Genomic DNA, 19018 nt, shown 5'->3' with positions numbered 1-19018 from the left:
GTCATCCGGCTCGTCCGGCGTTGTCCAGGATCTCGGCGGTCACCGTTGGCCACAGCGCCCGCGGCACGTCGTGTCCCATGCCGGTGACGTGCAGCCACCGGGCGCCCGGCACGGCCTCGGCCGTGGCGCGGCCGCCGCTCACGTCGATGACGGGATCGGCGTCACCGTGGATCACCAGCGTCGGTACGCGGATCCCGCGCAGTTGCTCCGTGCGGTCGGTCGCGTCACGCAACGCGCGCAGCTGGCGGGTGTACCCGGCAGGACGGAACGCACGACGGACGCTCGTCTCGATCACCTCGCGCACGTGGTGCTCCTCGTCCGGGAACCGCCTCGACCCGGTCACCCGCCACACCCGCAGCGCGTGGTCGACGGCGGCGCACTGGTCGCCCGGAATCCGCTCGGCCAGCACCCGCCGAGTCTCCGCCGTGCTCCCGCCGACCCCGGACGCCCCCGTGGTCGCGAGCGCGGAGCACAGGCTGAGCACGCGCTCCGGCGCCCGGATCGCCACCTCCTGGGCGATCATCCCGCCCATCGACGCGCCCACGAGGTGCGCCTGCCCGATCCCGAGCACGTCGAGCAGCCCGATCGTGTCGCCGGCCATCTCCGCCAGCCCGTAGCGCTCTCCCTCGTGGTCCGACGACAGGCCCGCGTCCCGGTTGTCGTAGCGCACCACGTGGAACCCCCGCTCGACGAAGGGCCGGCAGAACTCGTCGGTGCATTGGACGAGCTGGGCGCCGAGCCCCACCGTGATCACGACCGCCGGGCCGCGCGGATCCCCGAGCGTCTCGTATTCGAGAACGGCTCCGTCGACCACCGCACGCGCCATGACCCGACCGTGCAGGCCGGCCCTCACATCTCACCAACGGCCGGCCAACCGCACGCTCACCCTCCCCGCACCCCGAGCCGTCACGGTGGTGCCAGGAAAGCCACTTTCCTGGCACCACAGGACAGGAAAGCCACTTTCCTGGCACCGCCCTGACCACCTCTGGGTCGCCCCGGGGTCGGGTGCCCGCCGAGCCGCGCCGTAGGTGCGCCCGACGGGTGGGGTGCCCTAGGGAGGGCAGGAAAGCCACTTTCCTGCCCTGTGAGGGCCGGAAAGTGGCTTTGCTGCGCTCGCGTGCGGAACGCACGCATCCAGCACCAGCGCAGCCTATCGGCCGCCTCCCGACCGGCCGATAGGTTGCGATCACACCCGCAGAGGCACGAACGGCGATCGGGGGCAGCGTTGTGCAGTTCTGGCCGGCACTGATGTGGACGATGGCCTGGCTGCCGGCGAGCGTGATCGTCCGGGTGGCCGGGCTTGCCCTCGGGTTCGGTCTGGTGGCCGCGCTCAAGCGCACCCGGCTGCGCCGCCCGGCCATCGCGGTCGGGGAGGCGGTCAACGTCGGTTCGCTCGTGCTGGCTGCGGGGCTGCCGGTCGTCGTGGCGCTGGCCGGGTTGGGCCTGGCGATCTACCTGCTCGTGACGGAGAACCCGATGGCTTCCGCGACCGCCGTGCTCATCGGTGCGATCGCGACCGCCGTGATCACGCCGTTCTACCTGTTCATCATGGTGTTCACCGCGGACCAGTCACCCCGCGACGTCGCTTGACGGGGCCGCCGTTTCCCCCACCTCGGGCGCGAGTACGCGGAACCCGCGCGTCACGATGCCGAGCACAACGATCCCCACGGCCAGCCAGACGAGGCCGAGAACGATGGCGTGCTCGTCGAGCCGGGTCAGCAAATAGGCGCTGACCAGCGCCCCGATCGCCGGCAGCACCAGGTTCAGCAGGGGGTTGAGCGCCATGCCCCGCCGCCGCTCGCGCACGAAGTGGACGATCACCGAGACGTTCACCATCGTGAAGGCGACGAACGCCCCGAAGTTGATGAACGAGGTCGAGGTGGCGACGTCGAGGAACAGCGCGGCGAGCCCGATCACGCCGACCACCACCAGGCTGCCGATCGGCGACCGGTAGCGGCTGCTCAGCCGGCCGAAGACGCTGCGGGGCAGCGCGCCGTCGCGGCCCATCGCGTAGAGCAGGCGGCCGGCCGCGGCCTGCGCCGCCAGTCCCGAAGCGAACTGCGCGATCACGAGGCCGGCGATGAAGAACGCGCCGAACAGGTTGCCGCCGATGACCAGCGCGATGTCGAGGGCCGCCGACGACGGGTCGTCGAACGCACCACCAGGGTGCACGAGCTGCGTCGTGTACGCGACGAGCACGAACACGAGCCCGCCGATCAGCGCGACCAGCAGGATCGCGCGCGGGACGGTCTTGCGCGGCTCGATCGTCTCCTCCGTGAACGTCGTCACCGCGTCGAAGCCGAGGAAGCTGTACGCCGCGATCGCCGCACCCGCGGTCACACCCGCGAACGTCGACGTCGGGTTGGTGAACGGCGCCGAGCTGAACAGCCCACCCGCGCCCTGGCCGGCGACCACCGTGCCGATCGAGAGGCCGACGAACGACAGGATCACGAGCAGCTGGAACGCCATCAGCAGGTAGTTGGCGCGGTCGGCGGCCTTGATTCCGAAGACGTTGAGGACGGTCGTGATCGCGATGAACCCGATGATCCAGACCCATCCCGGCACCGCGGGGAACTGCGCCTGCAGGTAGGCGCCGCCGATCAGCCAGATCACCATCGGCAGGAACACGTAGTCCAGCAGCACCGCCCAGCCGACCAGGAAGCCGGCGCGGGAGTCGATGGTGCGTCGGACGTACGAGTACGCCGAACCCGCGACGGGGTAGGTGGCGGCCATGCGGCCGTAGCTGGCCGCCGTGAAGATCATCGCGACCAGCGCGAGCAGGTAGGCCGCCGCGCTCGCCCCGCCGGTCGTCTCCGCGACCACCCCGAAGATGCCGAGCACGATCAGCGGGGTCATGTACGCGAGCCCGAGCAGCACCAACGAGGGCAGGCGCAGCGTGCGGGCCAGCGCCGGGACACCTGGGGTCATGGCTGTCCTTCACGGTCAGGAGGGATGCGGACGGCCGACGGCGACCACGTCGCCGGATCGATCCGCCCGTCGTAGAGGGGAAGTCGGATGGGCGCGTCGCCCGGCCGGAACGGGTCCCACATGCGGCTGACGCCGGCCGTGCCGCGCTCGCGGGTCCGGTGCACGTGGTCGACGTCGAGCTCCAGGTCGAGCGCGGTCTCGCCGGCGTCGGCCGACTCGTCGAGGATGCCGCCCTCGGGATCGACGACGATGCTGCGCCCCCGCCCGATCGGGCCCGCGCAGTTGACGCTGATCATGAAGACCTGGTTCACGATCGCGTTCGCGCGGGCGAGCACAACCTCCTGCTCGCGGTCCGGCGTCGTCGTCTTCACGAGGTTGAGCACAACCTCGGAACCCATCCACGCCAGGTGGCGGGTGACCTCGGGGAACCAGGCGTCGTAGCAGACGTCGATGCCCAGCCGGACGCCGTCGACGTCGACCACGACGAACCGGTCGCCCGGGTCGTAGGGCTCGGTCGGGCGCCAGGGGAAGACCTTGCGGTACGTCGCCGCGAGCCTCCCGTCGGGCGAGAACACGAGCGCGGTGTTGAACAGCTCCCCGCCCGCGCCGCGCTCGCAGACGGTGCCGGGGACGAGCCAGACCCCGGCGTCGGCCGCGGCGGCGGCGAGCTCGGCGACGATCGGGGCGTCGAGGCCGATCGCCGAGGCGCGCAGCACGTCGTTCCGCTCCTCTACCGGGTGCAGCTCGGAGCCGAAGAGGTGCAGCTCGGGGTAGGCGACGAGGCGCGCGCCCACAGCGGCGTGCCGGGCGACGTCGTCGACGAACGGGCCCAGGTCGGCCCCGATCGCGCGCGGCGCCGCCTGCACCGCGGCGATGGCGAGCGAGCCCGGCATGTCGGGACCTCCGGTGGTCGGTTCGACTGGCACGAGCAAAATAGGTCAAACTGATCGGAAAAGCTACCCTGCGTCGCCAGAAGATGGCTTGAGAGGATGAGCACGTGGCCCGCGACCCGTCCGACCCGACGCATCCGGCCCCGACGCATCCAGCGCTCCCCGTGCTGACCGGTCCGGCCGTTGGTGGCATCACGCGGCTCTCGGCCGTCGACACGGTGCGGGCCCGCATCGGGCTCGCCGTCGACCTCGGCCTGCTGGCGATCGGCGAGCAGCTGCCGTCCGACGCCGAGGTCGCCGCAGCGCTCGACGTCAGCGAGATCACCGCGCGGCGCGCGCTCCGCTCACTCGCCGAGGAGGGGGTCCTGCGCCGCGTGCGCGGCCGGACCGGGGGAACGTTCGTCGCGGACGCCCGGGCGGCGGCCCGGATCCCGGCCGTGCAGACCTACCGCGCGGACGCCGACGAGGTGCACCGGCTGATCGACGTCCGCGTGCTGTTCGAGACCAGCCTCACGCACTTCGCCGCCGTGGAAGCGACCGCCGCCGACCTCCGCGCGCTCGACGCCGCGATCGCCGACGCCGCGGCCGCCGAGGACTGGGCGGGCTACCACGCGGCCGACGAGCGGTTCCACCTCGCCGTCGCGGCGGCCGCGCACCGGCCGCGACTGCTCGCGCCCTACACCGACACACTGCACCGGCTGTACGCCTACTACGTGCCGTACCCGATCGAGTACCTGCACGCCGTCAACGACGAGCACGCGCAGATCGCGGCCGCGATCCGCAACGGCGACACGACGGCCGCGGTGGCGCTCGCGGAACGCCATGTGGCCGTCCTGCACGAGAGCATGTTCGTCGGCATTCAGCCGAGCTCCTCGGAGAGCCCGACGACGATCCCTTCGGGACCGCGCACGTAACAGAGCCGGTAGAGGTTCTCGTACGGCACGATCTCGCCGACCAGCTCGGCGCCGTGACCACGCAGGCGGGCGACGACGTCGTCGATGTCGTCGACCAGGAACATCATCCGACGGATGCCCAGCGTGTTGACCGGCGCGTCCTCCGGCTCGGACCGGATGGCCGCCGGCCGGTGGAACTTCGCCAGCTCGACCCGCCCGGGGCCGTCCGGGACCCGCAGCATGGCGACGTCCTGCTGGACACCTTCGAGCCCGATGATGCGTTCCGCCTCGGGCCAGTCGAGCGGCCCCTTGCCCTCCAGCTCCATGCCCAGCTCGACGAAGAACGCGATGACGGCGTCGAGGTCGTCGACGCAGATGAGGACGTTGTCCATCCGCTTGATCGCCACGGTGGATCTCCTTTTGCCCGATTCGGCCGCTGCCGGCCCTGCCTACCCCGGAACGGAGCCGATTCTGCTTCCTCGACATCCGGTGCCGGCGGCGGCCCGGATGCGGTCGCGGAACCAGCGCTGAGCGGGGTCGGCGTCGGTACGCGGGTGCCACGCCATCCCGATGACGGCAGGCGGCAGGTCGAGCGGGACGGCGAAGGTGTGCAGGCCCAGCGTGCGTGCAGGGTCGACGCCGAGCCCGCTCGCGGCGAGGCAGACGAGGTCGGTCTCGGCGGCGAGCAGGAGCGCCGCGGTGTGGCTCGGCAGCACCGCGGCGACGTGCCGGCGCAGACCCAGCTCGGCGAGCCGCACGTCGACGGGACCGTGCACCCGCCCCTTGCGCGAGACCCCGATGTGCCGCGCTTCGGCGAAACGCTGAGGGGTGACCTCGCCGCGCGTCAGCGGATGATCGGCGCGAACGGCGCCGACGAAGCGCGTGCGCAGCAACTCGGCGGTCCGGGTCTCCGGGTCGACGTGGTCGAGCACCCCGATCTCGACGTCGACGAGGCCCTCGCGCAACGCCGGGCCCTCCTCGACGACCTCGGGCAGGAACCGCACCGTGACGCCCGGCGCGATCCGGGAGAGCTCGGTGAGCAGCGGCGTCGACAGCTCGGCGAGCACCGCGTCGCTCGCCTGCACGGTGAAGGAGCGGACGAGGCCGGCGGGGTCGAGATCGGGGCCGGGAGCGAGCAACGCCCGACCGGCCTCGACGAGCGCGTGCGTGTCGTCGCGCAGGGCGACCGCGCGGGGCGTCATGACCATTCGCTGGCCGGCGCGGACCAGCACCGGGTCGCCCACGGTTCGCCGGATCCGGGCCAGCGCCCGGCTCATGGCGGCCGGCGACGTATGCAGCCGTGCGGCGGCACCGGTGACGCTCTGCTCCTGCAGAAGGGCGTCCAACTGGACGAGGAGGTTCATGTCGAGCTCCGGCACCGCGTCCTCCACCTGCATTGTTCCGATGCAGGCAATAATAAGATGCCAACGTTACGATTGCGGCAAGGCCGGTCGCCGATGAGCCTGGAGACAGCCCGCGGAACGACGCGGGCTCGTCCGATCCCAGGAGAGCCACCATGCCCGACGTCCTCGCCGTGGTCAGCCAGAGCGGCCCCACGATCACCTTCTTCGACGCACACGACCACACTCGGCTCGCCGTGCTGGAGCTGCCGGCCGAGCCGCACGAGCTGCTGTTCGACCCCACCCGGCGCCTGCTCTACGCCACCATCACCTACGCCGGCGGCTACTACGGCGCCAACACCGGCCGCCGCCACGAGGTCGTCGTGATCGATCCCGACCGTCGGGTCGTCGTCGACACGCTCGACCTGAGCCCCGAGCACGCGCCGCACGGGATGAGCCTCGACCAAACCCGCGGCCTGCTCTACGTGAGCGTCGAGGAACGTGAGGACGTCTCCGGTGGCGTGGTCGTCGTCGACACCGCGAACCGCGCGGCGATCGCCAGGATCGACACCGGGGCGCCCGGCCCGCACTGGTTCGTCAGCACCCCCGACGGCACCCGCGGGTTCGCCACCAACAAGGAGGCGCCGTTCGTCTCCGTCGTAGACCTGGTGGAGCGGCGGATGGTCGATCGGGTTGCGGTGCAGCGCAGCGAGGGCGCCGCGCCCACCCCCGACGGCAAGCAGGTTGTCGTCGCCGCCCCACCCGGCCTGCTGGTGCTCGACGCCACCACCGGCCGGCCGGTGCACGAAGTGCGGATCGACGGCGACGTGCTCCCCGTCCACACGACGGCGAGCGGCGACGTGCTGGCCGGAGAGCTGCGCAGGCAGTCGGGCTCGCTGGTGCCGGGCCGGCTGCACGTACACGAGGCGGGCAGCTACGCGCTGCGCGGCACCGTCGACGTCGGGCGCTTCCCGCTGACGATCACCTCGTCGCCCGACGGCCGCCGGGCCTACCTCTCGGCGGTGATGGACTCGACGGTGACCGTCGTCGACCTGGAACGCCTGGAGGTGCTCGACACCCTCACCGTCGAGCGGGCCGGCGAGCCGGGCGCGCACGGGCTCGCGTACATCCCGGCCCCTTGACCTCTTCTGCAGGCCCCTTTGCCACCGCCACCTACGGCCGGTCGAACCGCTCCGGGCGGAAGTCCGCCAGCAGCTCGTCGCGCTGCCCGGTGACGATCTCCGCGGCGAGCAGCCGGCCGAGCACCGGCCCGAGCGTGATGCCGCTGTGGGTGACGGCCTCGTAGTAGCCCGGCACCGATGGCACCGCTCCCACTGAAGGGAACCCGTCGGCCGGGATGGGCCGCTCGACCACCCGGGCCTGCGCGACAGGAAAGTCGCCGAGCACGGGGACGACCCGCCGCGCCGATTCGTGGAGCAGCCGGGCGAGCTCGGCCGGCTCCTTGCCGGTGTCGATGAGAGCGTCGATCTCGCGGCTGTGGAGGACCACCGAATCGGCTCCGTCGGGGCGGAGCTCGATGTGCGGCGCGTGCATCGCCCGGTGGATCGGCACCTGGGTGCAGGCGAGCCGGGTGACGACACCGGGCTCGCGGCGCATCGGGAAGGTCCGGCCAAGGAGCCCCGCGATGCCAGCGGCGCTGGGGCCGGCCGCGTTTACGACGATGTCGACGTCGAGCCGGCTCCCGTCGGAGAGGGCGACGGTCCGGACGCTTCCGTCGGCATCAACGCCGATCTCGCGGACCGCAACGCCCGACCGGAGCTCGGCGCCGGCAGCAACGGCCTCGCCCACCAACCGGCCGACGAGGTGACGTCCGTGCACCCAGGCCTCGTCGGGGTAGTACAGGACGGGAGCCTCGGCGGGCAACGCGAGCGCGGGTTCGAAGCGGCGGCAGACCTCAGCCCCCGTGCACACCTCAACCCGGTAGCCCGAGCGCGCCAGCAGTTCGGCTTTGGCGAACAGCGCCGTCGGGTCGTCCGCCCAGCGCAGGTGTCCGGTGGGAAACCACCACGGGTCGGGCCCGATGGCTCCGGCGAGCTCGCGGTGCGCGTCGATGCCGGCGACGTTCAGGTCGAAGTACGACCTGCGCTCGGTCTTGTTGCTGGCATTGACCCAGGAGAACGACCAGTTCGTGACCCCTTCACCGGGCCCGCCCGCGTCGATGAGGATCACGTCGGCCCCGAGCCGGGCGAGGTTCCAGCCCACGCAGGCCCCGAGGACGCCCACCCCGATGACCGCAACACGTCCAGCGCTCACCAACCGATCCTCACACTTCCCCACCGTTTTGTGCACTTGCGCGCCGTGGCGGCGCGCATCCACCCAAAACGATGGGGAAGTTGAGCCACGTCGACCCCCTTGGGGTACCGCAGAGCACGCTCGGCCGTAGAAGTTCCCCACCGGTTTGCCAATCTGCACGGCGTTGCAGGTGTGCAAGTTGGCAAAACGGTGGGGAAGTTGCGGTTCGCGGCCACGAACTTCCCCACCGTTTTGTGCACCTGCGCGCCGTGGCGGCGCGCATCCACCCAAAACGATGGGGAAGTCGGGCGGCGCTGGAGGGCCGGACGGCCGACAATCGTCCACATGAGGGCCACGGCGGCAGGACGCGGGAGCGCGGCGGCCTTCTACGTCGTCAACGTGCTGCTGTGCCCGATCACGTTGCTCGGCTACGCGATCTGGCTGGCCAGGATCTTCCTGGCCGGCCGCAACTCGAACGTGTCGATCACGGCGCAGGGCCCCCTCTCGGCGCGTTCGCTCATGCACATGCTCGGCCTCCGGCGCGACGAGGCCGCCCACCGGTTGTTGCTGGCGCTGCCCAGCACGTCGCGGCCGGCGCTGCTGCTGGCGGGCGGGCCGATGCTGCTGGCCCACCGCCTGACGGGCTACGTGCCCAGCGCCTTCCGGTACCCGTTCGAGGGTGACGTCCCCCCGCAGTACGAGGCGTCCGCCCGCGTGACGTTCGTCGATGCTGCCGTCGAGCGCCACCTCGCCGACGCCGACCAGTTCGTCATCCTCGGCGCGGGTTTCGACACGCGCGCGTTCCGGGCGGGCGACGTCCGCTGCTTCGAGGTCGACATGCCGCAGACGCAGGCCAGCAAGCGGCAGCTGCTGCAACAGGCCGGGATCGACCCGGGCGACGTCGTGTTCGTGGCCGCCGACTTCGGGACCGAGGACTGGTTCGCGCGGCTCGTCGACGCCGGGTTCGAGCCACACCGCCGCACGGTCTTCCTGTGGGAAGGCGTGATCATGTACCTGGACCGGGCAGCGGTCGATAGCACCTTGCGGAAGATCGCCGGCACGGCGACCGGCAGCGTGGTCGTGTTCGACTACTTCACCACCGAGCCGCTCGTGAGCCGCAGCCTGTACTGGCGCTACGGCCGCGCCGCGACCCGGGCCGCGGGCGAGCCGCTCCGCTTCGGGATCGACAGCGCACCGCCGTCCCGCGATCGGCTCGCCGAGCTGCTCCGCTCGTGCGGCTTGACCCTGGTCGAGCAACGGACGCTCGGCCACGAGACGGCCCGCGAGCGCGCCTGGGGCGGCTTCGCGGTCGCTGCAGTGACTGCGGTGTCCGATCAGGTCACACCCTGACCCGCGCCGGTCAGCCGTTCGTGGCTGATCGGGCTGACGCGACCGCCCACCGTGGCAGGCTCGCGCCATGGCACTCCGCGGTGATCGCGCGCCCCGCAGGCACACCTCGCGCAGGGTGGACCCGAACCCGTTCCTCGGGTCGGCGAACCCGGCCGTCGAGAACGTCATCCACGCCCCGATGGCCGCTCTCGCCGACGATCCGGTGCCGCCGGACGTCGCCTACCAGCTCATCCACGACGAGCTGCTGCTCGACGGCAGCGCGCGGATGAACCTCGCGACCTTCGTCACGACCTGGATGGAGCCGCAGGCGCGCACGCTGATGGCCGAGGCCCTCGACAAGAACATGATCGACAAGGACGAGTACCCGCAGACCGCTGCGATCGAGAACCGCTGCTTGGCGATCCTGGCCGACCTCTGGCACGTCCCCGACCCGCAGGTGGTCACCGGCTGCTCCACCACCGGGTCCAGCGAGGCCTGCATGCTTGCGGGCATGGCGCTCAAGCGGCGCTGGGCGGCAGCGGCCGGTCGGGACCCGCAGCGCCGCCCGAACCTCGTGATGGGCGCGAACGTGCAGGTCTGCTGGGAGAAGTTCTGCAACTACTGGGAGGTCGAGCCGCGGATCGTGCCCATGGAGGGCGACCGTTTCCACCTCGGCGCCGCCGAAGCCGTCGCGCAGTGCGACGAGAACACCATCGGCGTCGTCGCTATCCTGGGCTCCACCTTCGACGGCAGCTACGAACCCGTTGCCGAGATCGCCGCCACGCTCGACGAGCTGGCCGCGAGCGGTGGGCCGGACGTGCCGATCCACGTCGACGGCGCGTCGGGCGCGATGATCGCGCCCTTCCTGGACCCCGACCTGGTGTGGGACTTCCGGCTCCCCCGGGTGGCCTCGATCAACACGTCGGGCCACAAGTACGGCCTGGTCTACCCCGGTGTCGGCTGGGTGCTCTGGCGCGACGCCGACGCCCTGCCGGAGGAGCTCGTCTTCAAGGTCAACTACCTCGGCGGCGAGATGCCGACGTTCGCGCTGAACTTCTCCCGCCCCGGCGCCCAGGTCATCGCCCAGTACTACACGTTCTTCCGCCTCGGCCGCTCCGGGATGACCGCCGTGCAGCAGGCCGCACGTGAGGTGGCCACCGACCTCGCCGAGCGGATCGGCGCCATGGGTCCCTACCGGCTGCTCACCCACGGCGACCAGCTGCCGGTCTTCGCCTTCACCACGACCGACGACGTCACGGGCTGGGACGTGTTCGCCGTGTCCCGCGGGCTGCGCGAGCACGGCTGGCAGGTGCCCGCCTACACGTTCCCCGAGAACCGCACCGATCTCGCCGTCCTGCGGGTCGTGTGCCGGCACGGGTTCTCGCAGGACCTGGCCGAGCTGTTCCTCCGCGACCTGCGGTCGGTCACGTCCCAGCTGGTCGACGACGCCGAGCGGGCCGGCCGCTCCGGGCCCAGCGGCTTCCACCACTGAGGGGTCGCCGACGGGCCCGGAGCCGCCCAACCCGTCAGCCGGCCAACGCCGCCTGCATCGCGAGGCCGTCGACGTAGGAGTGCTTGGCCTTGACCCGGTCGCCCTCGACGGTGACGACGTCGACGAGATCGACGACGACCGGCCGGCCGTCGCGGCCGGTCGCGTGCAGCCGCCACTCCGCGACCCAGTAGTCGGCGCCGAACCGCAGCGACACCTCCTCGAAGGTGAGGTCGGGGACGAGCGCGAACGTCTCGGCCGCGGATTTGCGCACTTCCTCGGGGCTGCGGGCGGCCGGCTGCCCCGCGTGGACCTGGAACACGGTCTCGGGGGTGTGCAGCGACGCGATCCGGTCGGCGTCGTGGGCCACCCAGGCGTCGTGGTAGGTCGTGAACAGTTCGCGGGTCCGGCCTGTGGCATCGGATTCGTCCGGGTTCATGGCTATACTATGACGTATAGTATAGCCGCTGAGGAAGACCGAATGCACCGCGAACGACCCCGGTCGCGCACCGGGTCCGATAATCGTCAGCCATGACCTCACGGAGCGGATGGCTCGATGCCGGCCTCGCCGTGCTGTCGACGGACGGCTGGGGCGCCCTCACGATCGACGTCTTGAGCGAACGCGTGGGGCGGAGCAAGGGCTCCTTCTACCACTTCTTCGGCGGGGTCCCGGGATACCGGACCGCGCTCATGGAGCACTTCGAGCAGCTGCGGACGCAGACCTTCATCGACCAGCTCGCGGCGATGCCCGCCGACGACGGCGTGCGGACTCTGCGCCGGATGACCGAGATCGTCGGCGCGGACGCCGAGCGGACCCGCGACCTCGAGGTCGCCATCCGCTCCTGGGCCGGCCGCGACGAGCAGGTGCGCGAGGCGCTGGAACGCATCGACGCCGCCCGCATCGAGTTCCTCCAGTCGCAGTGCCGCCGCGTCGTCGCCGACCCCCAGGTGGCAGACGACGTCGGGACGATGATCTACATGCTGATGATCGGCGCGAACCACCTGCTGCCGACCCCGACCGCAAACGACCAGGTCCGGATGTGGAACCAGCTCGTCACGTTCCTCGAAGCCGCAGCGCCCGACTGACCCACCAACCCAACTTCCCCACCGTTTTGCCAACCTGCACGCCGTTTTGCGTGTGCAGGTTGGCAAAACGGTGGGGAAGTTCGGGGAGGGTCGAGGCGGAGCATAGTCAGTGGCGATCGATTCGATCGGGAAGAATCGCTTTTCTTGATGCTCTGGCGAACCTAGCGTCGTCGGCATGACGACGATCCAGGACACCCGGACCCCCGCCACCGCGACTGCCGCGCCCCGCCCGCGCCTCGCGCGGTTGCTGCAGCACCCGAGCGTGGTCTGGGCGCTCACGGCGACGCAGTTCGTGAGCCGGGCCGGTGGGCTCGCGCGGGCGTTCCTGGTGCTTTACCTGACCCAGGAGCAGGGGCTCTCGCCGACGACGGCCGGCGTCGTGATGGCGGCGGTCGGCGTCGGCGACATCGGGTCGCAGCTGCTGGGCGGCTGGCTCGGCGACCGGATCGGTCGACGCAACACCATGCTTGCCGGCTTCCTGGGTTCCGCGGTCGCGCTGATCGCACTCGGCTCGACGGAGTCGGTGCCCACGCTCGTCGCGGCGGCCGCCGGGGTCGGCCTGACGGGCGAGCTGTTCCGTCCGGTGGCCTCGGCCTCGGTGTCGGACCAGCCCGCGGAGCAGCGCGTCCGCGCCTACGGCCTGCTCTTCTGGGCCGCGAACGTCGGCTTCACGGTCTCGACGGTCGCCGCCGGGGTTCTGGTCCAGCACGGGTTCGGCATCCTGTTCTGGATCAACGCCGCAACCTCGCTGATCGCCGCCCTGATCGTGTGGCGCTTCATCCCCGAGACCCGGCCGGCGACCTCCAAGGCCATCCGGCGCGCGGTGCTGCCCGTCCTCCTCCGGGACCGGTTGATGCTCGGCATGGCGGCGATCCACATCGTCTACTTCACGACGTTCCTGCAGTCGTTCTCCACGCTCCCGCTCGTCATGGCCGCCGACGGCCACAACCCGGCGACGTTCGGCGGGCTGCTCGCCCTGAACGGGATCGCGATCGTCGTCCTGCAGCCGCTCGCGGTTCGGCTGCTCGACGGCCGCGACACCGCCTCGGTCCTGGCGGTCTCGATGCTGCTGGTCGGCGTCGGCGGCGGGCTCGGCGCCGTCGTCGGCGGCGTCGCGGGCCTCGCCGGCTCGGTCGTCCTTTGGACCCTCGGCCAGATCGGCGTCTCCGTGATGTTCGGCGCCACATTCGCCGCCATCGCGCCGGCCGACCTGCGCGGGCGCTACATGGGCATCGCCTCCACCACCTGGAGCCTCGGCGCCGTGCTCGGCCCGCTGGCCGGCACAGCGGTGCTCGACCACGCCGGACGGCCCACGCTGTGGGCGGCGTCCACCGCGATCGGGATCGCGCTGTTCGTCGCGCAGCGGGCGCTGGCCCCGGCGCTGCGCCGGCGGTCCGGCGCCTCGGCCTAATGGGCCTCACATCCGAGCGCGGAGCACGTCGACCTCGCAGCCCGGCAGGAACGGGTCGAAGCCGTGCTCGACCAGCCAACGGACGTTCTGCAGGCTTCGCTGCGACCACCACCCGTGGATCACGTCGAGGTCGACGTCCACGCCGTAGCCGCTGAGGACATCACCCAGACGTTCCTCGTGCCCGAGCGTCAAGGTGGCGAGGTCGTACATGGGGTCGCCCCGGCCCGCCTCGGACCAGTCGATCACCCCCGTGATCTCGTCGCCTTCGACGAAGACGTGGGCGAGCTGCAGGTCGCCATGGGTGAACGCCGGTGTCCACGCCCGGAGCGCGGCGTCGGCGACCCTGCGGTTGCGTGTGACCAGCTCGGCGGGGAGGACACCCTCCGCGATGAGCCGCTCGCACTCGACGTCGAGATCCGCTGCGATCCGGTCGCCCGTCGGAAGGGGCCATGGCGGCAGCGGCGCGTCGTGCAGCGTCCGGACGGCAGCACCCGCTGCTGCCCAGGCCGCCGGGGACGCGGGCGACGGTCGGCCGAGGCGGCCGAGCGCGGTTCCCGGGACGGCGGCGATCGCGAGCACGGACGGCTTGCGCCACAGCACCTCAGGGGTCGGAACCGGCGCCATGGCCATCGCTTCGGCCTCGACGTCGATGCGCGCCTGATCGGCGTCGATCTTCAGGAACACGTCACCGACCCGCAGCGTCGCGCGCTCCCGATGGGCGACAACAACCTGAACGTCCTGCATGCCGCTCAATCCGCGCCCACGCCGATGATCGCCCAGCCGTGCGGGGGCACCGTCACCGTCGCGCCCTGCAAATCCGCCGCTCCGGCGAGCACCTCCCGCGCACCCTCGACCCCGCAGCCGAACGGTTGATCGGCGAGGTTCAACGCGACGGCGAGCCGGCCGTCGTCGTGTTCGGCGAGGAAGAGCCACTGCTCGTTGGCCAGGTGGACGGACCGCGCGCGGGCCTCGTGCAGCCACGGGTGTCGCCGACGAAGGCCGATGAGGTCCTGGTGGAGCCGGTAGGTCGGCCAGCCGTACGGGGCGAGCTGCGCGGGGCCGTCGGATGGGAACTGCGGGCGGACGGCGTCGTCGCCCCCGGCCCGGTCCTCCTTCACCCCGCGGAAGGCCTGCTCGTCGCCGTAGTAGACGGCCGGCGTGCCGCCGACCGTCATCAGGACGACCAGAGCATGCGGCAGGTGGCGCTCGTCGACGACCTGCGACGCGATCCTTGTGACGTCGTGGTTGCCGACGAACGTCATCGGCACGAACGCGTCCAGGAGGGCGTTGTGCCGCCGCATCGCCCACTCGAGCTCGAAGAAGTTGCCGTCGCCGATCGAGCTCCAGATCGCCTTCCACAGCTCGTACTGCGTCACCGAGTGCAAGCCGGATTCCTCGACGATCCCGGCGTAGTCGCCGTGGATCACCTCGCCGACGAGGTAGGCGTCGGGGTGCGCGACCCGGACGGGTTGCAGCGCGCGATCCCAGAACGGCCGGGGCACGGCGTACGCCGCGTCCAGCCGCCACCCGGCCGCGCCGCGGTCGAGCCAGTGGCACATCACGTCGCCCACGTACTCGGCGACGGCCGGGTTGTCGTGGTTCAAGGCCGGCAGGTCGGAGTGCCCCTCGAACGTCGTGTACTCGGCGCCGTCGAAGCGGAACCAGGCCGCATCGGCCGCCGAGCCCTCCAGCGCACGGGCGAAGGCCGGGAACTCCTGGCCGACGTGGTTGAACACCCCGTCGAGCAGGATCCGCAGGCCGCGCTCGTGAGCAGCGGCGACCAGCTCGTCGAAGTCCCGCTCGTCGCCGAGCCGCGGATCGATGCGGAAGTGGTCGACGGTGTCGTAGCCGTGCGTGGTGGCGGCGAAGATCGGGCCGAGCGCCAGCCCGGAGGCGCCGAGTTCGACGGCGTAGTCGAGCCACTTCAGGAGCTCGGAGAGCCGGTGTGCCGGCCCGGCGGCGGGATCGGCGGCGCCGACGAAACCCAGCGGGTAGACGTGCCACCAGATCGCGTGCCGCACCCAGTCCGGTTCCCTCATGACGCATCCCCTTCCGCCAGTCGCTCCATCAGCCCGGCCGCGAGGTGCAGTACCCCGATCTCGGTCGTGCTCAGTCCCGCGAGCGCTCCGGCCAGCCACTCGTCCCGGCCGGCCAGATCGGCGACCAGCGCTTCGGAGCCCGCCGTGGTGATCGTCAGTATCGATCGGCGGCCGTCGGTCCCGCTCGGCGAGCGCTCCACCAGGCCTGCCTCCTCCAACTCGGCGAACACCCGGGTGAGCGATTTGGGTTGCTGGTGCTCCGCCGCGGCGACGTCGCCCGGCGTTGCGGGACCCCGCTGGTGCAGGTGCGCCAGCACAGCGATCTTGCCGCTGCTCATCGCGCCCGGCGGGCGCTGGGCCCGCAGCCGACGCGCCAGCCTGCTCGCCCCGCGCCGGAGCAGGACGGCTGGGCGGGTGCTCGTCGTCGCACTGCTGAGCTTCTGGACCGTGCTGCACCTGATCACCGACGCACCGCCGGCGCTGGCGTTCGCCGTGGCGCTGGCCGTGCTGCTCCACCGCGCGACAGCGGATGCCGATCTCACGACGTCGTGCCTCGGCGCCGTGGTGGTCCCAGCAGGTGCCGCGGCGGCCGCCTGCGGCGCGCTGTGGGACGGCGCTTTGGGGGACGGCGCCTTCGTCGCGGGCGCCGCGCTCTTCGTGCTGGCCGTCGGGCTCGGCACGTGGCTGCGCCGGTTCACCCTGGCCGGCCTGCTCGGGGTGGTCCCGTTCGTCGCCGTGCTGATCGTCCCACCGCAGGTCGGCACCCTGCTCTCGCTGGAGGTCGGCGCGGTCGTGCACGGCTGGACGTCGCTGGTCCGATGGCTGGCCGCGCCCCGAACCGCCGCACGCCGGCGCACGACGCCACGCACGGCCCTTCGCATGGCGGTGCAGCTCTCGACGGCGCTCGCGGTGGCGTTCGCCGTCGGTGCGGCGGTCTTCGGCGAGCACTGGATGTGGCCCGTGCCGACCGCCTACATCGTCTGCGGCACCGGCGGCAGCCGGCTCGACGCGCTGGGCACCGGCGGCAGCCGGCTGGGTGGCGCCGCGCTCGGCACGCTGCTGGGATCAGCGGTCACGGCGACCGCGCTCCTGCACGGATCCTCGACGATCGTGGCGATCCTCCTCACCGTCGGCGCGGCGGTCGCGCTGCGCCCGCACAGCTACGCGGCGTGGGCCGCCGGGATCACCATGGCGCTCGGGCTGTTCTACGACCTCACCGCGCCCGGACACCTCGGGCTGCTCGTGGACCGGCTGGCCGGAATCCTCGCCGGCGGTCTCATCGGGATCGTGGCCTGCTGCGTGATCCTGCCGCTGCGCTCCTCCGACGCGCTGCGCCACCGCACCGCCACCATGCTGGCCACGCTGGACGAGTTGCTCGCGGCGTGGCCGGCCGCCGGCGCAGATCATGCAGATCATGCAGATCATGCAGTGCACCGCTCCGCGGCCTGCCTGCCGTGCTGCGCCGGCTGCCGTCGGCGCGCGACCACACCCACCTCGTCACCGTCGCTGGCCGGTGCGCCGCGGGCGTCGACCGGCTCGGGCGCACGACCGCCGCCGACCCCGCCGACCAGGCGCTTGCGGTCGCGGTCCGGAGGAACGTGACGGCCGTGCGGCGGACGCTCGCGAGCGGCATCGCCCCGGCGTTCATCGCGCTCCCGCCGAGCGACACACCGGCCGGTGCGGCGCTGGCCGAGATCGACGCGGCCGTCCGGGCCATCGCGCCGGCGGGCACCGTCGCCGGTTCGGATTAGGCTCCGCCGCCGTGACACCTCTCGGGTTCATCGGAGTCGGTGAGATCGCCGCCGCCATCGTCGACGGCGTCCGCGGCGGCCCCGGTCCGCACCCCGACATCCACCTCTCCCCGCGAGGCGCGAGCACCGCCGCCGCGCTCGCCCGCCGTCATCCCGGCGTGCGGGTGTGCCGGGACAACCAGTCCGTCGCCGATGCGGCCGACCTGGTTGTGCTCGCGGTGCGCCCCGGATCGGTGGACGAGGTGCTCGGTGACGTCCGGATGCGGCCGGGCTCGATCCTCGTCAGCGCCGTAGCCGGGCTCGACCTCGGCCGGCTGGCGCAGCACGTGGGGCCGCACGTCGAGGTCGTGCGGGTGATCCCGCTGCCGGCGGTGCGGCACCGCGAAGGGCTCACCGCCGTGCACCCTCCGCACCCGGCCGTGGTGGATCTGTTCACACCGCTCGGCGGCGTCTGCGAGGTGCCCGACGAGCACGCGTTCGCAGCTCTCTCGGCGTCGACTGCCACGATCTCCGCCCAGCTCGCCTACCTCTCGTCGGTGGCCGGCTGGCTGACCGAGCAAGGAGTAGAGCCCGCGGTGGCGGACAGCTACGTCCGGAGCGTCTTCGCCGGCGTGGGACGCGGGCTGAACGGCGACAGCTCGTCCCTTGGCGAGCTGGTGGCCGCCCACGAGACGCCCGGCGGAATCAACGAGCAGCTCCGCCGGGCGTGGTTCGACGAGACGGCGCGTACTGCATTGCACGACGCGCTGGACGGCATCCTCGCCCGTGTCACCTCATCGAGCGGGGATTGACCGGTCAGAGCTCCGGTCGCGTCATGAGGTCGTGTGCACGGAAAAGGACCGCGTGCTCGACACCCATGGCCTTGCCGCTCATCGCCGCGAACGTCGGGATGAACTCGGCGGGGGCCGGGTGGTCCGGCAGCGCGGCCAGGTACGCGGCGTGCGCTTCGAGCGAGGCGACGCCGCGGCGCAGCGGCTCACCCGTGACGTCGACGCTGTGCGTCGCGGTGGCGGCGAGCGTGGGAACGATGTACCAGCGCACGGAGTGCGGCGTGAGACCCTCCTCGTCGACCTGCTCCGGGAAGACCCACCGATTGCCGGCATCACGCAACGCGTCGAGCGTCGCGAGCCCGGCCGCGCGGTGGTCGGCCTGGTCGAACCCGTAGGGCGTCTCGATCTCGTAGCTGGCGCCGAGCACGACGTCAGGCTTGAACCGGCGGATCTCGCGGCAGATGTCCCGGCGCAGGTCCAAGCCGTAGACGAGCACACCGTCGGGGTGTTCGAGGACGGTCAGCCGGCTCACGCCGACGGCGTCGCAGGCGGCGCTCTGCTCGGCCACACGCAGCCGGGCCGTCTCCTCGGGCGGGTTCGGCATGCCCGCTTCGCCGCGGGTCAGCAGGAGGTAGCCGACCTCGATGCCGCGCGCGGTCCAGCGGGCGACGGCCGCGGACGTGCCGTACTCCATGTCGTCCGGATGCGCGACGACGCAGAGGACGCGCTGGAAGTTCTCCTCGGGGAGGGCAGGCAGTGTCATATCGACATCCTCGCGTGTCCGAGGCGGCGATTCGCGATTCGCTAGAGTCGGGACCGTGGGTCGAGCCGAGGTTGTC

General features: G+C 71.9%; 21 protein-coding genes. 10 read left to right on the top strand and 11 right to left on the bottom strand.

Annotated elements, in window-relative coordinates:
* Position 1: 1 nt before the first annotated feature.
* Positions 2-826: an alpha/beta fold hydrolase gene (locus LL648_RS36580; protein WP_232667423.1), complete on the bottom strand. Its 825-nt coding sequence runs from the start codon at positions 824-826 to the stop codon at positions 2-4.
* Positions 827-1227: 401 nt separating this feature from the next.
* Here LL648_RS36580 and LL648_RS36575 point away from each other — a divergent pair, with 401 nt between their 5' ends.
* Positions 1228-1590: a hypothetical protein gene (locus LL648_RS36575; protein WP_232667422.1), complete on the top strand. Its 363-nt coding sequence runs from the start codon at positions 1228-1230 to the stop codon at positions 1588-1590.
* On the opposite strand, the gene LL648_RS36570 is transcribed toward LL648_RS36575, so the two are convergent.
* Positions 1570-2928, bottom strand: a complete 1359-nt coding sequence (locus LL648_RS36570; RefSeq protein WP_232667421.1) for an APC family permease — start codon at positions 2926-2928, stop codon at positions 1570-1572. The genes LL648_RS36575 and LL648_RS36570 overlap by 21 nt on opposite strands.
* The gene (locus tag LL648_RS36565; protein ID WP_232667420.1) at positions 2925-3821 is read right to left on the bottom strand and encodes a carbon-nitrogen hydrolase family protein; all 897 of its coding nucleotides are present in this window, start codon (positions 3819-3821) and stop codon (positions 2925-2927) included. Before LL648_RS36565 ends, LL648_RS36570 begins: the two co-directional genes overlap by 4 nt.
* Positions 3822-3925: 104 nt before the next feature.
* On the opposite strand from LL648_RS36565, the gene LL648_RS36560 reads away from it, so the two are divergent.
* A complete protein-coding gene (locus LL648_RS36560; RefSeq protein WP_232667419.1) occupies positions 3926-4732 on the top strand; it encodes a FadR/GntR family transcriptional regulator in 807 nt (268 codons plus the stop codon).
* On the opposite strand, the gene LL648_RS36555 is transcribed toward LL648_RS36560, so the two are convergent.
* Together LL648_RS36555 and LL648_RS36550 are read right to left on the bottom strand one after the other, a co-directional pair.
* A complete protein-coding gene (locus tag LL648_RS36555) occupies positions 4678-5118 on the bottom strand; it encodes a VOC family protein (RefSeq protein WP_232667418.1) in 441 nt (146 codons plus the stop codon). The genes LL648_RS36560 and LL648_RS36555 overlap by 55 nt on opposite strands.
* Positions 5119-5160: 42 nt before the next feature.
* Positions 5161-6108 carry a LysR family transcriptional regulator gene (locus LL648_RS36550; protein ID WP_232667417.1) on the bottom strand — a complete coding sequence of 316 codons (948 nt, stop codon included), beginning with the start codon at positions 6106-6108 and terminating at the stop codon, positions 5161-5163.
* A gap of 119 nt (positions 6109-6227) precedes the next feature.
* Between LL648_RS36550 and LL648_RS36545 the strand changes: the two genes are divergently transcribed.
* Entirely contained in the window at positions 6228-7193 is a 966-nt protein-coding gene (locus LL648_RS36545; protein WP_232667416.1) for a YncE family protein, read from the top strand.
* Positions 7194-7224: 31 nt separating this feature from the next.
* Here the strand turns inward: LL648_RS36545 and LL648_RS36540 are convergent, their stop codons facing one another.
* A complete protein-coding gene (locus tag LL648_RS36540; protein WP_232667415.1) occupies positions 7225-8325 on the bottom strand; it encodes an NAD(P)/FAD-dependent oxidoreductase in 1101 nt (366 codons plus the stop codon).
* A 324-nt stretch (positions 8326-8649) separates the two neighbouring features.
* Here LL648_RS36540 and LL648_RS36535 point away from each other — a divergent pair, with 324 nt between their 5' ends.
* The gene (locus LL648_RS36535) at positions 8650-9654 is read left to right on the top strand and encodes a class I SAM-dependent methyltransferase (RefSeq protein WP_232667414.1); all 1005 of its coding nucleotides are present in this window, start codon (positions 8650-8652) and stop codon (positions 9652-9654) included.
* A gap of 67 nt (positions 9655-9721) precedes the next feature.
* Positions 9722-11125 carry a glutamate decarboxylase gene (locus LL648_RS36530; RefSeq protein ID WP_374112158.1) on the top strand — a complete coding sequence of 468 codons (1404 nt, stop codon included), beginning with the start codon at positions 9722-9724 and terminating at the stop codon, positions 11123-11125.
* Between the two features lie 34 nt (positions 11126-11159).
* Here the strand turns inward: LL648_RS36530 and LL648_RS36525 are convergent, their stop codons facing one another.
* Positions 11160-11561: a nuclear transport factor 2 family protein gene (locus tag LL648_RS36525; protein WP_232667413.1), complete on the bottom strand. Its 402-nt coding sequence runs from the start codon at positions 11559-11561 to the stop codon at positions 11160-11162.
* 92 nt (positions 11562-11653) lie between these two features.
* Here LL648_RS36525 and LL648_RS36520 point away from each other — a divergent pair, with 92 nt between their 5' ends.
* Both LL648_RS36520 and LL648_RS36515 read left to right on the top strand, forming a co-directional pair.
* Positions 11654-12208, top strand: coding sequence for a TetR/AcrR family transcriptional regulator (locus LL648_RS36520; protein ID WP_232667412.1), 555 nt, complete (start codon positions 11654-11656; stop codon positions 12206-12208).
* 175 nt (positions 12209-12383) lie between these two features.
* Positions 12384-13619 (top strand): MFS transporter, encoded by a 1236-nt coding sequence (locus tag LL648_RS36515; protein WP_232667411.1) that lies wholly within the window; start codon positions 12384-12386, stop codon positions 13617-13619.
* 6 nt (positions 13620-13625) lie between these two features.
* On the opposite strand, the gene LL648_RS36510 is transcribed toward LL648_RS36515, so the two are convergent.
* The 3 genes from LL648_RS36510 to LL648_RS36500 are packed head-to-tail and all read right to left on the bottom strand — an operon-like array spanning position 13626 to position 15996.
* Positions 13626-14363 (bottom strand): phosphotransferase family protein, encoded by a 738-nt coding sequence (locus LL648_RS36510; RefSeq protein ID WP_232667410.1) that lies wholly within the window; start codon positions 14361-14363, stop codon positions 13626-13628.
* A gap of 5 nt (positions 14364-14368) precedes the next feature.
* Positions 14369-15658 carry an alpha-amylase family glycosyl hydrolase gene (locus LL648_RS36505; protein WP_232667409.1) on the bottom strand — a complete coding sequence of 430 codons (1290 nt, stop codon included), beginning with the start codon at positions 15656-15658 and terminating at the stop codon, positions 14369-14371.
* Positions 15655-15996: a MarR family winged helix-turn-helix transcriptional regulator gene (locus tag LL648_RS36500; RefSeq protein WP_232667408.1), complete on the bottom strand. Its 342-nt coding sequence runs from the start codon at positions 15994-15996 to the stop codon at positions 15655-15657. The genes LL648_RS36505 and LL648_RS36500 overlap by 4 nt, the downstream gene beginning before the upstream one ends.
* Between LL648_RS36500 and LL648_RS36495 the strand changes: the two genes are divergently transcribed.
* Genes LL648_RS36495 through LL648_RS36485 form a run of 3 tightly spaced genes read left to right on the top strand, consistent with a single transcriptional unit; the run spans position 15983 to position 18200 of the window.
* Positions 15983-17260, top strand: coding sequence for an FUSC family protein (locus LL648_RS36495; protein WP_232667407.1), 1278 nt, complete (start codon positions 15983-15985; stop codon positions 17258-17260). The genes LL648_RS36500 and LL648_RS36495 overlap by 14 nt on opposite strands.
* Before the next feature lie 5 nt (positions 17261-17265).
* Positions 17266-17409, top strand: coding sequence for a hypothetical protein (locus LL648_RS36490; protein ID WP_232667406.1), 144 nt, complete (start codon positions 17266-17268; stop codon positions 17407-17409).
* An 11-nt stretch (positions 17410-17420) separates the two neighbouring features.
* On the top strand, positions 17421-18200 hold the full coding sequence (locus tag LL648_RS36485) for an NAD(P)-binding domain-containing protein (RefSeq protein WP_232667405.1): 780 nt from the start codon (positions 17421-17423) through the stop codon (positions 18198-18200).
* Positions 18201-18204: 4 nt separating this feature from the next.
* Here the strand turns inward: LL648_RS36485 and LL648_RS36480 are convergent, their stop codons facing one another.
* A complete protein-coding gene (locus tag LL648_RS36480) occupies positions 18205-18942 on the bottom strand; it encodes a PIG-L deacetylase family protein (RefSeq protein WP_232667404.1) in 738 nt (245 codons plus the stop codon).
* Positions 18943-19018 lie beyond the last annotated feature (76 nt).

It is taken from the genome of Pseudonocardia sp. TRM90224 (genome assembly GCF_021245725.1).
In the GTDB taxonomy this organism is placed as follows: domain Bacteria; phylum Actinomycetota; class Actinomycetes; order Mycobacteriales; family Pseudonocardiaceae; genus Pseudonocardia.
The sequence above is the reverse complement of the archived record's forward strand: the minus strand, read 5'-3'. Positions and strand labels throughout refer to the sequence as shown.